Annotated in this window: 15 protein-coding genes; 7 read left to right on the top strand and 8 right to left on the bottom strand. The window is 66.5% G+C overall.

Annotated features, from left to right (window positions below; translation table 11 throughout):
* Positions 1 to 38: 38 nt before the first annotated feature.
* From G341_RS21555 to G341_RS0109165, 6 genes are all read right to left on the bottom strand, one after another.
* Positions 39 to 1,406: a YibE/F family protein gene (locus G341_RS21555; protein ID WP_018178833.1), complete on the bottom strand. Its 1,368-nt coding sequence runs from the start codon at positions 1,404 to 1,406 to the stop codon at positions 39 to 41.
* Between the two features lie 97 nt (positions 1,407 to 1,503).
* Positions 1,504 to 1,959 carry a MaoC family dehydratase gene (locus G341_RS0109185; RefSeq protein ID WP_018178832.1) on the bottom strand — a complete coding sequence of 152 codons (456 nt, stop codon included), beginning with the start codon at positions 1,957 to 1,959 and terminating at the stop codon, positions 1,504 to 1,506.
* A gap of 36 nt (positions 1,960 to 1,995) precedes the next feature.
* Positions 1,996 to 2,883 carry an HTD2 family dehydratase gene (locus tag G341_RS0109180; RefSeq protein ID WP_018178831.1) on the bottom strand — a complete coding sequence of 296 codons (888 nt, stop codon included), beginning with the start codon at positions 2,881 to 2,883 and terminating at the stop codon, positions 1,996 to 1,998.
* Positions 2,883 to 3,629, bottom strand: a complete 747-nt coding sequence (gene fabG / locus G341_RS0109175) for a 3-oxoacyl-ACP reductase FabG (protein WP_018178830.1) — start codon at positions 3,627 to 3,629, stop codon at positions 2,883 to 2,885. Before fabG ends, G341_RS0109180 begins: the two co-directional genes overlap by 1 nt.
* Positions 3,630 to 3,666: 37 nt before the next feature.
* Entirely contained in the window at positions 3,667 to 4,830 is a 1,164-nt protein-coding gene (locus G341_RS0109170; protein ID WP_043451102.1) for an acyl-CoA dehydrogenase family protein, read from the bottom strand.
* A gap of 65 nt (positions 4,831 to 4,895) precedes the next feature.
* Positions 4,896 to 6,104 (bottom strand): acyl-CoA dehydrogenase family protein, encoded by a 1,209-nt coding sequence (locus tag G341_RS0109165; RefSeq protein ID WP_018178828.1) that lies wholly within the window; start codon positions 6,102 to 6,104, stop codon positions 4,896 to 4,898.
* A 101-nt stretch (positions 6,105 to 6,205) separates the two neighbouring features.
* On the opposite strand from G341_RS0109165, the gene G341_RS0109160 reads away from it, so the two are divergent.
* The 3 genes from G341_RS0109160 to G341_RS0109150 all read left to right on the top strand — a co-directional run bounded on the left by G341_RS0109160 (position 6,206) and on the right by G341_RS0109150 (position 9,796).
* Positions 6,206 to 7,429 (top strand): CoA transferase, encoded by a 1,224-nt coding sequence (locus tag G341_RS0109160; RefSeq protein ID WP_018178827.1) that lies wholly within the window; start codon positions 6,206 to 6,208, stop codon positions 7,427 to 7,429.
* A gap of 167 nt (positions 7,430 to 7,596) precedes the next feature.
* Positions 7,597 to 8,787: a thiolase family protein gene (locus tag G341_RS0109155; RefSeq protein WP_026303449.1), complete on the top strand. Its 1,191-nt coding sequence runs from the start codon at positions 7,597 to 7,599 to the stop codon at positions 8,785 to 8,787.
* Positions 8,788 to 8,857: 70 nt separating this feature from the next.
* Positions 8,858 to 9,796, top strand: a complete 939-nt coding sequence (locus G341_RS0109150; RefSeq protein ID WP_018178825.1) for a hypothetical protein — start codon at positions 8,858 to 8,860, stop codon at positions 9,794 to 9,796.
* Here G341_RS0109150 and G341_RS0109145 read toward each other — a convergent pair.
* Positions 9,793 to 10,257, bottom strand: coding sequence for a MarR family winged helix-turn-helix transcriptional regulator (locus G341_RS0109145; protein WP_018178824.1), 465 nt, complete (start codon positions 10,255 to 10,257; stop codon positions 9,793 to 9,795). The two genes, G341_RS0109150 and G341_RS0109145, sit on opposite strands and share 4 nt — an antisense overlap.
* 87 nt (positions 10,258 to 10,344) lie before the next feature.
* Here G341_RS0109145 and G341_RS0109140 point away from each other — a divergent pair, with 87 nt between their 5' ends.
* Both G341_RS0109140 and aqpZ read left to right on the top strand, forming a co-directional pair.
* Positions 10,345 to 11,838 carry a DHA2 family efflux MFS transporter permease subunit gene (locus tag G341_RS0109140; protein ID WP_018178823.1) on the top strand — a complete coding sequence of 498 codons (1,494 nt, stop codon included), beginning with the start codon at positions 10,345 to 10,347 and terminating at the stop codon, positions 11,836 to 11,838.
* A gap of 114 nt (positions 11,839 to 11,952) precedes the next feature.
* Positions 11,953 to 12,708: an aquaporin Z gene (aqpZ, locus tag G341_RS0109135; protein ID WP_043451062.1), complete on the top strand. Its 756-nt coding sequence runs from the start codon at positions 11,953 to 11,955 to the stop codon at positions 12,706 to 12,708.
* Positions 12,709 to 12,764: 56 nt separating this feature from the next.
* On the opposite strand, the gene G341_RS0109130 is transcribed toward aqpZ, so the two are convergent.
* Positions 12,765 to 13,319 (bottom strand): TetR/AcrR family transcriptional regulator, encoded by a 555-nt coding sequence (locus G341_RS0109130; protein WP_018178821.1) that lies wholly within the window; start codon positions 13,317 to 13,319, stop codon positions 12,765 to 12,767.
* A gap of 81 nt (positions 13,320 to 13,400) precedes the next feature.
* Between G341_RS0109130 and G341_RS0109125 the strand changes: the two genes are divergently transcribed.
* A complete protein-coding gene (locus G341_RS0109125; protein WP_018178820.1) occupies positions 13,401 to 14,279 on the top strand; it encodes an oxygenase MpaB family protein in 879 nt (292 codons plus the stop codon).
* Positions 14,280 to 14,392: 113 nt separating this feature from the next.
* A complete protein-coding gene (locus tag G341_RS0109120) occupies positions 14,393 to 14,953 on the top strand; it encodes a hypothetical protein (protein ID WP_155826884.1) in 561 nt (186 codons plus the stop codon).
* Positions 14,954 to 14,960 lie beyond the last annotated feature (7 nt).

Below are 14,960 nucleotides of genomic sequence, written 5' to 3'. Positions count from 1 at the left end.
GGTACCACGGACGCACTCGGTATTAGTTGCCGCGGGTATCACTCGGGGAGGGAATGCCGTCCCCGGCTGGGCGATGGCGGTGGGGTCGCGGCGCGATGATCGTCGTGAACCGGGGTGGGCGTCGGGCGCCGATGATCGGCGAGCAGGGTGGCGATTCCGGTGGTGAGCGGGACCGACAGGGCCAGTGCGATACCGCCGACACACGATCGCGCGATCTCGATCGCGATCGTGTCTCGGGTGGCACTCGTCGAAAATGATTGTCCGGACACCGAATACAGCATCAGCAGCGGAAGCGCGGCGCCGGCGTAGGCGAACATCAGGGTGTAGACGGTGCTCGAGATGTGGTCGCGGCCGACCCGCATCGCCGAGCCGAAGGTGCGCCATCGGCCGGAGCTGCCCATATTCGCCAATTCGAAGACCGTCGAGGCCTGGGTGACGGTCACGTCGTTGAGCACACCGAGGGCGCCGATGATGAAGCCCGCCAGCACGATTCCCTTGATCGAGATGCCGTTCTGATACGCCTGCAGCGCGCTGTTGTCGTCCGAGAATCCCGACAGGTGCATGGTCGTCACCGCCAGCTGCGACAGCCCTGTCGCCACCCCGAGCGAGACCAGGGTGCCGAGCAGGGCGGCACTGGTGCGGAGGCTGACGCCATGCGCCAGAAAGATCACCACGATGAGGATTGCCGCCGACGCGACCAGGGCCACCGCTACCGGCGAATGCCCGTCGAGCAGGGACGGCAGGGCAAACCAGATGAGTGCGGCGAAGGCGAATGCCAGGCCCAGCAGGGAGCCGACGCCGCGCCAGGCCGCGACCGCGATGATGGCGACCGCGAACGCGACGATCCACCAGATGGTGGATGCGCCGCGGTCGAAATCGTAGAACGCGTAGTTGCGGCCGGTCGGGCTCGGGAAGATGACCAGCCGAATATGGTTGCCCATCTTCAGGTCCGGCTGATTGGCCTGCGGACTGTTCAGCTGCTGCTGGGACATCTCCGGGCTGCCGCTGTCCGGGGTGAGGCCGCCGCCGGCGCGGTGGGTGGGGATCTGGAGAACCACCGACGAGCCCTTGTCGGGTCCGGAGGTCAGCGAGACGATGCTGCTCAGGCACGGGCCGTCGGGCACCGGAGTGATGGTCGGCGGGGTGTCGGTCGCCTGACCGGCGCCCGGGGTGCGGCAGTCCGATTGGGTCTGACCGGTGACAGTCCCGGTGGTCAGCTGGGCCGGCCCGCCCGTGGCCGACTGGAACTGCAGCGGGATGTCATGGTGCCGGTTCTGCGGCCACAGCATGACGACGCCGATGACGACCGCGACCGTGGCAGCCACCAGCACGCCGACGACGGCGCGCGCGACCCACGGGGACAGCGGGACCGGTCCGGTGCTGCCGTGACTGTGCGGGTGACCCATCCGCTCAGCCTAAGCGGTGCGACGGGCGGCGGCCCGGCACCATCGGGGATGACCGCGCGGACACGGGGATTCGTGGAGATTATGCGGTATGCGCTGGTCAGGGGACCAGAACCGTCAAGGTCTCGGCCACGCAGGCGGGCTTGCTCGCCCCATCGGCGGTGACGACGAACTTGGTGGTGAGCACGAAGCTGCCGGCGCCCTCGGACAGGTCGGTGAAGGTCGATGTTGCCCGCAGCGTCGACCCCACCGGCACCGGCGACGGGAAGCGGACCTTGTTGCTGCCGTAGTTGACCCGGGAGCTGCCGAAGTCCAGCTGGTAGAGGTTCTGCGCGAACATCGGCAACAGCGACAGTGTCAGATACCCGTGGGCGATGGTGGCGCCGTACGGACCGGCCGCGGCGCGCTCGGTGTCGACATGTATCCACTGATGATCACCGGTGGCGTCCGCGAAGGCATTGATCCGGTCCTGCTCGATCGTCACCGGGTCGCTGGGACCGACCTCCTCGCCGATGGCGGCGCGGATCTCGTCAAGGGAGGTGAAAATGCGTGGCATGGTGGTCCTTTCGGGTGGCGGGTTGATTGCGAGGGATCAGCCGAATGTGAGGTCGATGGTGGTGTGCGGCCCCGCCTCAGCCCCGCCCGGGCCGATGAGGTCGACCGTCGTCCCGGCATCGGTCGCGGTCGCTCGAAGCTGTGCGGGCTGACCACAGAACAACGGTGCCAGATTGCGGTGGCGCAGGCTGGCGATCGGCTGCAGCGACCCGGTCAACCGGTAGGTCTGCACCAGCGCGAGTGTCATCAACGGGCCGTGCACGACCAGCCCGGGGTACCCCTCGATCCGGGTCGCGTACGGCCAGTCGTAATGAATGCGGTGGGCGTTCGACGTAGCGGCGGAGAAGCGCATCAGGAGCGTCGGGTCGGTGCGGAAATCCCACACGCCCACGCTCGCCGGGCTGATCGCGCGTTCGACCGGCAGCATGGCCGCCGGCTCCGCGGCGTCGGGCACGGTCGCCGGATCAGCCTGTGCCGCATTGCGATAGACGATGTTCTGCCGTTCGTCCACCGACACCGAGCCGTCGGGTCCGTAGAGCACGGTGCGGACGACCACGATCACCAGCGGCCCCGACTTGCCCTGCTTTTCCGTCACCGATTCGACGATCGATTCACGCCGGATCTGATCGCCGACGATCAGCGGCGCACCGAACTGCACAGTGCCGCCGGCGAACATCCGCCGCGGGAGGTCGATCGGGGGCATGAACGCGCCGCGCGCCGGATGTCCGTCGGGTCCGAGTTCGGATGATGCGGCCCACCGGGACAGCGCGACCCAGTGCCACAGCGGCGGCAGCGGATCGCCGACGCTGGGTGCCGCCAGCCCGTCGTCGAACAGCGACGCCAGCGTGGCGATCGGGCCAGGGTCGATGGTCTCGACGGTGGCGACGGCCTGCGGATGCCAGCCGGGATAGTCCGGGGCCGGCACTACATATGCCTTCCGCCGGTCACCTCGAGCACGGTGCCGGTCATGTACGACGACAGGTCCGACGCGAGGAACAGCGCCACCTTCGCGACCTCGTCGGGTTCGCCGGCGCGGCCCATCGGGATATCGGCCAGCTTGGAATCCCACGCCGCCTGGGGCATCGCCTCGGTCATCGCCGTGCGGATCAACCCGGGCTGGATCGCGTTGATCCGGACACCCTGGTAGGCAACCTCTTTGGCCGCGGCCTTGGTGAGGCCGACGATCCCGGCCTTTGCGGCCGAGTAGTTGGTCTGCCCGAGGTTGCCGATCTTGCCGGAGATCGACGACATGTTGACGATGGTGCCGCCGCCGTTCTCGCGCATGATGCCGGCGGCTTGGCGGGTGCCGTTCCAGGTTCCGCGCAGGTGCACGGTGATGACCTGATCGAATTGCTCCTCGGTCATCTTGCGCATGGTCGCGTCGCGGGTGATGCCGGCGTTGTTCACCATCACGTCGAGGCTGCCGAAGGTGTCGATCGCGGTCTTCAGCAGCGAGTCGATGTCGGCCATCGCCGACACGTCGCAGGCTGCGCCGACGGCGACGTCGGACCCGCCGAGCGCTGCAGCGGCCTCGGCGGCAGCGTCACCGTTGATGTCGCCGAGTACGACGCGGGCGCCTTCGGCGACAAAGAGGGTGGCGATCGCGAGGCCGAGACCCTGCGCACCGCCGGTGATGACCGCGGTCTTTCCGTCTAGCAATGGGCCGGACATGATGCCTCCGTACGTGTTTCGGTGTTTGTCGGGAAGTTCAGGAGCGCTTCTTCTCGGCGCGGACCAGGCCGCCGCCGACGATGAGCCGCTGGATTTCGCTGGTGCCCTCGTACAGGCGCAGCAGCCGGACGTCGCGGTAGATGCGTTCGACAGGAACTCCGCGCATATAGCCGCTGCCGCCGTGCACCTGGACGGCGAGATCGGCGACGCGGCCGACCATCTCGGTGCAGAAGAGCTTGCAGGCCGACGGCGCGATCCGGCGGTCCTCCTCGGACACCCACTTGGCTGCGGTATCGCGGACCAGCGCGCGGCCGGCGAGCACATCGGTCTGCTGATCGGCGATCATCGCCTGGACGAGTTGGAAGTCGCCGATCGGCGTGCCGCCCTGCGTAGCCGTCGCGGCATAGCGCACCGACTCGTCGAGTGCGCGCTGCGCGGCTCCGACCGCGACGGCCGAAATATGCACGCGCCCGCGGGCCAGCGACGTCATCGCCGCTCGGTAGCCCTGCTCCACGTCGCCGCCGACCAGCGCGCCGGCCGGGACCCGGACACCGTCGAAGGTGACGACGGCCGTGGTGGATCCCTCCTGACCCATCTTCTTGTCCTTGGGCGCGACGGTGACGCCGTGGGCATCGGCCGGTACCAGGAAAACCGCTATGCCGGTGCCTTTTTCGTCGGCCGGCCGAGTGCGGGCGAAGGTGACGAACAGGTCGGCGGTGTTGGCGTTTGTGATGAAGCATTTCTCGCCGTCGATGATCCAATCGTCACCATCGCGTGCGGCTTTGGTGCGCAGCCCGGCGGGGTTGGAGCCCGCGCCCGGCTCGGTGAGCGCGAACGACGCGACCACCTCGCCGGAGGCGATCTTCGGCAGCCATTCCTCCTGCTGGGCAGGCGTACCGAAGTTGACGAGCACCTGCCCGGCGATGCCGTTGTTGGTGCCGAACATCGATCGCAGCGAGAGCGAGGTGTAGCCCAATTCCATTGCCAGCTCGACGTCCTGGCTCAGGTCGAGCCCGAGACCGCCCCACTGCTGCGGGATGGCGAACCCGAAGAGCCCCATGTCCTTGCAGATCTGGCGCAGATCATCGGGGATCGCATCGGTGTCCGCGATCTCCTGTTCGCGCGGGACGACCGTCGACCTGACGAAATCCCGCACCTGCTCAAGGATCATCGAAAAGTCCTCGGGGCTGACCTCGGTCATGTGCACTCGCTTCCGCTTGCGGGTCCGCAGACCCAATATAGGTGGCTCGGATATCGATGGGTGGGCTAGAGCGCGTAGTTCTCCAGCAATCGTCGGCCGATGATCATTCGTTGGATGTCGGCGGTGCCCTCGCCGATCAGCAGCATCGGCGCCTCTCGGTACAGGCGTTCGATCTCGTACTCCTTGGCGTAGCCGTATCCGCCGTGAATGCGGAACGCGTCCTCGACAACGTCCCGGCAGTATTCCGACGCAAGGTATTTGGCCATGCCGGCCTCGAGGTCGTTGCGCGCACCGGTATCCTTGAGCCGGGCCGCGCGCACCACCATCTGATGTGCCGCTTCGACTTTCGTGCCCATCTCGGCGATCCGGAAGAGCACCGCCTGGTGGTCGGCGATGCGTTTGCCGAAGGTCTCCCGTTGCTGGGCGTAGGCCACACCGAGTTCGAAGGCGCGCTGGGCGACACCGGAAGCTCGCGCCGCCACGTTGACGCGCCCGACCTCGACGCCGTCCATCATCTGATAGAAGCCGCGACCCGGTATGCCACCGAGGATCTGGCCGGCGTCGGCGCGGTAGCCGTCGAAGATGAGCTCGGTGGTGTCGACCCCCTTGTAGCCCATCTTGTCGATCTTTCCGGGGATGGTGACACCAGGTAGCACCTTTCCGAAGCCGGGCGTTTTCTCGACGAGGAAGGTCGTCAGGTTCTGGTGCGGTCGATCGTGTCCCAGCGGGGTCCGCACCAGCACCGCGACCAGGCTGGACGAGCCGCCGTTGGTGAGCCACATCTTCTGGCCGGTGATCTCGTATGCGCCGTCGGTGGTCGCGGCTGCGGTCGTGGTGATCGCCGCGACGTCGCTGCCGAGGGCGGGTTCGGACATCGAGAACGCGCCGGTCAGTTCGCCGGTCGCCATGCGCGGCAAGAACTTCCGCTGTTGTTCGACGGTGCCGTGATTCAGCAGCAGGTAGGCGACGATGAAATGGGTGTTGATGATGCCGGAGACGCTCATCCAGCCGCGCGAGATCTCCTCGACGCACAGCGCGTAGGTCAGCAGCGACTCGCCCAGGCCGCCGAACTCCTCGGGGATGGTGATGCCGAAGATGCCGAGCTCCCGCATCTTCGCGACGATGTCGGTCGGGTATTCGTCGGCATGCTCCAACTCGGTGGCGACCGGAAGGACCTCGGTGTCGACGAACCTGCGGACCGTCTCGAGGATGTCGCGCTGGGTGTCGGTGAGCCCGTCGGTAGCGGCGAGTCGATTCGCGCCGGGAGCGGACATCGGTACCTCCTGCCGAGATGTCGGTCGCTAGTTGATAATATATATTATCGGTTCAGCGGGATGCGATGGCCCCGGTTTGCGTGGCCGTCTGAAGGGATGAAATGCCTGAGAATGTGCACGCATCGTCGGACAAGCCGCTGGTGGGGCTGCGAATCGTCGAGTTCGCCAGCTTCGTCGCCGGTCCGTCAGGCGGCATGACGCTCGGCCAACTCGGTGCCGATGTCATCCGGATCGACCCCCTGGGCGGCGCCGCCGACTACAACCGCTGGCCGGTATCGCAGCAGACGGGCAAGAGCCTGTACTGGAACTCGCTCAACCGCGGAAAGCGCAGCGTCGCGATCAATGTGCGGGATCCGCGGGGCCAGGAGCTGGTGCTGGGGCTCGCCACCGCGCCCGGTCCGGACACGGGGCTGGTGATCGACAACAATCCGAATCGTCCCTGGTTCGGCTACGAGGCGTTCGCGGCGCGGCGGCCGGACATGATCCAGGTGCATATCGAGGGACACGCGGACGGTCGGGCGGCTGTCGACTACACCGTCAACACCGAATACGGCGTGGCCGAGCTGACCGGGCCGATGGATTCGGCGACGCCGGTGAACGCGGTGCTGCCGGCGTGGGACCTGATCGCGGGCATGACCGCGACGACGGGGCTGCTTGCGGCGCTGCACAAACGATCGCGCACGGGCGTCGGTTCGTATCTGCAGCTGGCGCTCGCGGACGTGACGCTGGCCGGCGTCGCCAACCTGGGCTGGCTCTCGGAGGTTGCCGAGCGTGGTGACCGGCCGCGGCATGGCAACTACATGTATGGCAGCTTCGGCGTCGACTTCACCACCAGCGACGGCGAGCGGGTGATGGTGGTGGCTCTCACGCCGCGGCAGTGGGCGGCGCTGGGCACGGCCACCGGCAACACGGAAGTCTTTGCCGCGCTGGAGAAGTCGCTGGATGCGGACTTCCGGGACGAAGCGGAGCGGTATCGGCACCGTGAGGTCATCGCCGCAGTGCTGCGGCCATGGTTCAACGCGCACGGGATCGACGAGGTGCGCGCGGGACTCACGGAAGCGGGCGCGCTGTGGAGCCAGTACCGGACGCTTGCCGGCGTCGTCGATCAACTGCGTAGCGGCGCAACACTTCCCGTCCTCGCCGACCTGGAGCAGCCGGGCATCGGGCAGGTGGTGTCGGCGCATTCACCCCTGCGGATCGACGCGGAGTACAGCGGCACCGTACCCGCACCGGAACTGGGTGCACATACTGACGAGATCCTCGGATCGATTCTCGGCCTGACCGACAGTGAGCTGGGCGAGCTGCACGACGCGGGCGTCATCTGAGTTCGGCGGCGCCCTTTGCGAAATCCGCGCCCGAAATGTGGATCCGCGCCGCCTGCAACCGGCGCGGATCCACAAAGTCGGCGCGGATTTCGGGCGGGCATCGAACAGCGGTCCGTTGAATGAGACCGGGCGCACATGCGCGTCTCGCCCGGTGCGATGATCACACCATGACCACTGCAGTAATCGTTGATGCCGTCCGTTCGCCGATGGGCAAAGGAAAAATGGCCAAGGGCGACCGGCCCGGCGGCTCCCTGAGCACGTTGCACCCGGTGGAGCTGCTCGGTCAGGTGCTGCGGCAGCTCGTCGAGCGCAACGACCTCGATCCGGCCACCGTCGATGACGTCATCACCGGATGCGTCAGCGGCGCGGGCGAGCAGGCCGGCACCGTCGGCCGCTGGGCGTGGCTGGCCGCCGGGCTGCCGGAAGGCGTTCCGTCCGTCACCATCAACCGCGCCTGCGGCTCCAGCCAGCAGGCCTGCGACTTCGCGGCGCAGTCGATCCTGGCCGGCGCCAATGACATCGTCATCGCCTCCGGCGTCGAGTCGATGAGCCGGGTCCCGATGGGCACCGCACGCGTCGGCATGGATCCGGTCGGCCCGTCGGCCACAGCCCGCTACGCGCCCGGGCTGATCACCCAGGGCGTGTCCGCCGAGCTGGTCGCCGCCCGCTACAAGCTGGACCGGCAGGCGCTGGACGAGTACTCGGCGCGGTCGCACCAGCGTGCCGATGCGGCCGATCGGTCGGGCGAGATCGTCCCCATCACGCTGCCCGACGGCACCGTGGTGTCGGCCGACGAGACCATCCGCCCGCAGACGACTGCCCAGTCGCTGGGCCAGCTCAATGCGGTGTTCCGCACCGACGAGATGGACGAGCGCTTCCCGGAGATCGGCGAATGGAAGATCACGCCCGGCAACTCCTCGCAGCTCACCGACGGCGCCTCCGCGGTGCTGATCATGTCCGAGGAGAAGGCGAACGCACTCGGCCTGCGCCCGCGCGCCCGATTCCATGCGTTCGGCCTGGCCGGCGACGACCCGGTCACGATGCTCACCGGACCGATCCCGGCGACCGAAAAAGCGCTGCGGCGCAGCGGATTGTCGATCTCCGACATCGACCACTACGAGGTCAACGAGGCGTTCGCGTCGGTGCCGATGGCCTGGCAGTCGCATTTCGACGCCGACCCGGCCAAGCTGAACCCGCGTGGCGGCGCCATCTCCCTCGGCCACCCGCTGGGTGCCTCGGGCGGTCGCCTGATGACCACGATGCTCCACGGTCTGGAGACCACCGGCGGCCGCTACGGCCTGCAGACGATGTGCGAGGCCGGCGGTATGGCCAACGCGACGATTGTCGAGCGTCTCTAGGCATCGAACGCCTCTAGCCGATCGCACGACACCGGCGCGCGGAAATGATCGATACGCTGCGCGAGTGGGAATGACGAACACCGGGACCCGGCTGCGGCAGGCCATCTCTGCCGCAGGCGCGGTCGCGCTGATCGTGGTTGCGGCGACCGCGTGCAATGACGACGGCACCGGCTCGCTGGGCGAGTCGCCCAGCGTCCCACCCGCGCCGCAGCTGACGGTATCCGCGGCCGACTCCAAGGTCCCGTTCGCCGACGCCGATTCGGCGACCATCACCCCGGGCGTGCAGACCTATACCGACGACGCGCAATGCACCACCAACTACGTCTTCGTCGACAATGCCGGCAAGGTCTACCTTGGCCAGGCCGCACATTGTTCGGGCACGGGCAAGGAGACCCAGACCAACGGCTGCCAGATCGACAGCCTGCCGGTGGGCACCACCGTCACGTTCAACAAGGGCGGCAATCCGATCACCGGTGAGGGCACGGAACTCGGGTCCGGCACCCTCGTTTACGACAGCTGGCTGACCATGCAGCGCCGGGGCGAGAGCGACCCGGCGACGTGTCAGTACAACGACCTCGCGCTGATCGAGGTGAACCCGGACGATGTCTCGAAGGTCAATCCTTCGGTGCCGTTCTGGGGCGGCCCGACCGGCCTCAACACCAGCGGAATCATCGGTCCCGCAGAGGTTTACAGCTACGGCAGCTCCAGTCTCAAGTTCAGTCTGGCGAGACTGTCCAAGCAGCACGGCGTCGGTCGCATCGATCGGAGCGTCACGGACGGCTGGTCGCACACGGTGCAGATGCGCATCCCGGGTATCCCCGGCGACAGCGGCAGCGCCTATCTCGATTCGCAGGGCCGCGCGCTGGGCGTGCTGTCGACGGTCGGCCTCAGCTGGCCGGTGCTCAACAACATCGGCGACCTGAATCACGAATTGCAGTACGCCCGGGCCAATTCCGGGATCGACGGCTTGAAGCTGGTACTCGGCACGGAGCCGTTCAAAGGAGACTAGCCGTGGTCGGCGAATGTCTCCGAGGCGCCGACGGCCTTGAGCGCCAGGCGATGTAGCGAGCGCAGCTCGTCCGGGGTCAGGCGGGCGAAGGTCTGCGCGTTCACCTCCGCGAACTCCTGCAGCGTCGCCGCAAGCTGTGCGCGGCCGACATCGGTGATGCGCAGCGCGTAGCGGCGCCGGTCCTCGGCCGATCGGACTCGTTCGACCCGGCCGTCGGCCTCGAGCCGATCGATGATCCGCACCATCTCACTGCGATCGATGTCGAGTGCGTTGCACACATCCTGCTGTGAAAGCGTCAGCGGCTCGTGCTCGTCCAGCACGGTCAGGATCCAGTGTTCGCGCAGGTTCGAGCCGATGCGTCGGTGAAAGTCCTGATGCAAGCGGCCGAGGACGTAGGTCGGCCAGCGATACAACGATTGCACCTCGGTCGTGGCGGTGGGCTGAGTCGGAACGCCAGGCATGAGCACAGAATAGCGCTTGTCGACCCTCTCAATTGTTGATAGCGTCCGCAATTGTAAGAGTACGCAACTATCGATCGGAGTCGGCGGATGGAATCGGACGCGGTGGAAGCGGATACCGGAAACGTGCCGCGGCACGTGTGGCGGATAGCAGGCGTGATCGTCTTCGGTGCCCTGATGAGCACGTTGGACACCTCACTGGTGACCATCGGTCTGCACACCATCGGCGTCGATCTGCATGCCGATCTCGGCGCGGTGCAGTGGATCGCGAGCGGCTATCTGCTGGCATTGGCGGTGTCGTTGCCCGTGTGCGGCTGGTTGATCCGCAGATTCGGGGGTGCGCCGGTCTGGATCGGCGCGATGGCCGCCTTCACCATCACCTCCGCGCTGTGCGCGGCGGCCACGACGCTGCCGATGTTGATCGCGATAAGGGTGCTGCAGGGTCTTGCGGCCGGGCTGCTGCTGCCGGCCGGCCAGGCGATCATCGGCGCCGCGGCCGGACCCAAACGGCTCGGCCGGGTGATGAGCCTGATCGGTATCGCGGTGGTGGTGGGCCCGGCGATCGGACCGACCGTCGGCGGGTTGCTGTTGCGCTGGTCGTCGTGGGAATGGTTGTTCCTGATCAACATCCCGTTGGGGATCATGGCGGTGATACTCGGATTGCGCGTGATCCCGCGGGGCGACGGTGGCCAGGCGGGCCCGCTGGACGTCCGCGGCCTGGTCCTGACGGCACTCGGAGTGCCGTTGCTGGTATATGGCGTGACCGAGATCGGCGAGAAGGGCAGTGTCACAGCAGTTTCGGCCTGGCTTCCGACGCTCGCCGGTGTCGTGCTGCTGGCACTCTACGTGGTGGTCGCGCGCCGCAGCGAACATCCGATCCTGGACTTGGCGGTGTTCCGGGATCGAACCTTCAGCGCGGCAACCATCGCGACCGCGTTCAACGGTGCCGCGCTATTCGGGACGATGCTGGTGCTGCCGCTCTATTTCCAGCAGGTGCGGCATGAATCGGTGGTGTCGACCGGGGTGTCATTGATTCTTTTCGGCGTCGGCGGAATGATCGCGATGCCGGTCGCGGCCCAGCTGTCGGAGCGTTTTGGCGCCGGCCGGATCGGTTTCCTTGGTGCTGCGTTGGCTGCAGTCACATCTTTTCCGTTCATTTTTCTGAGTAGCGATCCGAACGCGATTCTGCTCCAGGCCCTGCTGCTGATTCGGGGATTTGCGATCGGTCTGACGGCGATGCCGGTAATCACGGCGGCCTACGCCACCGTGCAAAGAAGCCAGTTGCCCGACGCTGCCGCGTTGGTGAATATCGCTCAGCGCATCGGCGGCTCGGTCGGGTCGGCGATACTGGCCGTTGTCCTCTATCGGGCCACCGCCAGCGGCATGAACAGCGCGGATTCATTCACACAGGTGTTCGCCTGGCTGGCCGGAACGTCGGTCGTCGCGGCGATCAGCGCTGTGGGGCTGCTGCGAATCGGGGCCGAGAGGCCGACGAAAACGAGCGTTGTCGACATTGAATATGACGAATTGCGCATTGATATGGAAGCGGATCGAAAACTTTCGGCTACGAAATCTAACGATTAGGCAAACCGGACTGCAAAGCGGTCCTGTGCAACATACATTCCCTTCGGAAGGGACACGGCTCGCACGAGTGGACGTGAGTCGGTCGATGACCGGAATCTTCTGAAAGGAATTGCAATCGTGAAACTCGTGCCGGCCCTTGCGGCCGAACTGGTCGGGTCGTTCTGGCTCGTGTTCGCGGGCTGCGGCAGCGCGGTATTCGCTGCCATACAGGTCGCGACCGACAAGGACAACAATTCAATCCCGGTGGGAATCGGGTACGTCGGCGTCGCGCTTGCGTTCGGACTGTCGGTACTCGTCATGGCGTACGCGGTGGGCGGCATCTCCGGCGGCCACTTCAATCCGGCGGTGAGCGTCGGGGCGACCCTCGCGGGCCGACTCGACCCGAAGCTGCTGATCCCGTACATCGTGACGCAGGTGATCGGTGGTCTGATCGGCGGACTGGCCGTCTTCGGAATCGCCAAGGGCAAAGACGGTTTCGAGGCCAAGGGGCACATGGCCGCCAACGGCTATGGATCGCATTCGCCCGACGGCTACGGACTCGGCGCGGTGCTGGCCGCCGAGATCGTGCTGACCGCGATCTTCGTATTCGTCATCCTGGCGGTCACCGCCAGCTCGAAGCTGGCGTCTGCCGCACCCGCGGCAATCGGCTTGACGCTCACGCTGATCCACCTGATCTCGATCCCGATCAGCAACACCTCGGTGAACCCGATGCGGTCGACCGCCGTGGCGTTCTTCAACGGCAACGGTGCGCCGGGTCAGCTGTGGTTGTTCTGGGTGGCCCCGATCGTCGGTGGCATCATCGCCGCTCTCGTTTACCAGGCGATCTTCAACAAGGCGCAGGCCGAAGAGGAGGTCGCGGCCGCAGCCTGACCGGGCAAGGACGTTCGGCCACCGGCCCATTCGGGATCGGTGGCCGAATTCGTTTGTCAGCCGGCGACGTCCGCTGCCGCGGCCGCTTGCGCGCGCAACGACTGGAACGCCCAGTCCAGGTCGACGATGTCGGATCGGCCGGCCGATTGGTAGCCGATCATCATCAGGACCGCCGTGACCGCGTAGTGGCGCGCGGTGACGGCGGGTAACCCGAGCCGGGTGTAGCTGTCGGCGATGACGGCGATACGCGCGTCGTCGACCTCGGTGATGGCACGGTGCACGTCCGGATCATGCGCGGCCCAGACGCGGATCGCCGCCTCGGAGGCATGCGGCAGCTGGAGGCCGACCTCAGTCAGCGCATCGATTCGTTCCTGCGGGTCGTCGATCGATTCGACCCGGGCGATCAGCAGGTCGTTCGCCTGGTCGCGCCAGTAGCCGATCAGTGCGGATGTGTAATCGGCCCAGCTGCCGAACGCGTAGTAGAACGAGCCGGTCGTGACGCCGACGGTGGTGCACACGGCCGACTGTTTCAGGCCCGGGTAGCCGTCGGTGCCCAGAATCCGCAGGCCGGCGTCGAGAAACCGGGTGTGCCGCTGCTCGGCTGTCGACATCGTTTTCCTCCAGTGAAATCAACCCTTGCCTCCCGATTATAAGTCGACTTATAGTGGCTGCACAGCCGAAGGGAGCGCGTCGTGCGCACATCGAGTCGAAACCACGGTCTTGATCCGGAGACGGACTATGCCGAGATCTACCGCAATCTGGCGTTGTACGAATTCCCCTGGGATATCAACCAGGCACTGAGTTTCGCGCTGTTCCGGACCTATGCGGTGCCATCGATCGGCCGACTCCTCTATGAGACCGGCGAATTCACCGAGCGCACGCAGCAGCGTTACGACGACACCGCGCTGCTGCTGGAGGCGCCGATGCAGTACGGCTTCGGCAGCACGCAGGCGCGGGATGCCTTCCGCCGCATCAACGCCATGCACCACAGCTACGACATCTCGAACGACGACATGCGCTATGTGCTGGCGACTTTCGTCGTGGTGCCGAAGCGCTGGTTCGACGACTACTGCTGGCGTCCGCTGTCGCGCGACGAGCTCACCGCGGTGGTGCGGTACTACCAGTCCGTCGGCAGACACATGAATATCAAGGACATCCCGGCCGACTATGCCGAGTTCGAGGACTTCCTCGATTCCTATGAGCGCCAACACTTCGCCTACGACGACGGCGCCCGCAAGGTCGCCGACGCCACCCTCGAACTGCTGACGTCCTTCTACCCGCGCGTCGCGGCGCCGGCCGTCGATCTCTTCAGCCGGGCGCTGATGGACGAGCCGTTGCTGACCGCGTTCCGGTACCGCCGGCCGTCGCTGCCGGTGCGACGGATGTCGGCCGCTGCGTTGAGGGCGCGGTCGCAATTGACCCGGGCGCTGCCGGCGCGGCGTAAGGCGAAACTGATGGCCGACGACTACCGAGTTCGCAGCTATCCCAATGGCTTCGAGCTGAGCAGGATCGGGACCTTTCCGACCGGCTGCCCCGTCCCGCACGCGGAAAGGTCGCGGGCACAGGCGTAGACGCGCCCAACGGGGCGTACGCGAGCAATGCTGCAATTCGCCGGAAATGTCGACAACCGCCGTTGTATGTTCCGAAGCACAGCAGATTCACATTGCCAAGGGGAGCGTGTTTGATGCGTCGGTTTTCTGTGCTGATCGGATTTCTCTGTCTCGTGGTCGCTTTCGTCGGCGCCTGTTCATCGTCGTCGGGCAACGGCGACACATCGAGCGCGAGCTCATCGGCCTCGGCGACATCGTCGGCGACCAGTACCACCGCGGCGCACGGCTCCACGCCGGGCAACCACAACTCCGGTCCGGCGCCGGCTGCCGGCTCCTGGGACGCCAACGGCAACCCGGTGAACGGCGGGCCACGCGGGGCGGATGGCTCGACGGGCAACAATCTGACGCGCAATTACTGTGCGACGCATCAGGATCCGGGATGCCCGGCAGGTTCGTACGTTGCGCAGAGTGTGATGCCGAACCCGAACGGACAGGGCAACCTAGTCCCGTGCGAGGGCACGGTCTGCACCAACCCGAACCACGGTGCCGGGACCGACCCCAGCGAGAACGGCGGGTCAGATATGCAGAACCCGAATGGCGACGGGCAGGACGTGCCCTGCGAGGGCACCATCTGCACCAATCCGAACCATGGCGCCGGAACCGACCCGGACGACAACGGCGGCGACGGTCAGTAGCGACCGC

The organism is Jongsikchunia kroppenstedtii DSM 45133 (assembly GCF_000380485.1).
Classification (GTDB): domain Bacteria; phylum Actinomycetota; class Actinomycetes; order Mycobacteriales; family Mycobacteriaceae; genus Jongsikchunia; species Jongsikchunia kroppenstedtii.
This window is presented reverse-complemented; position numbering and strand designations above follow the sequence as displayed.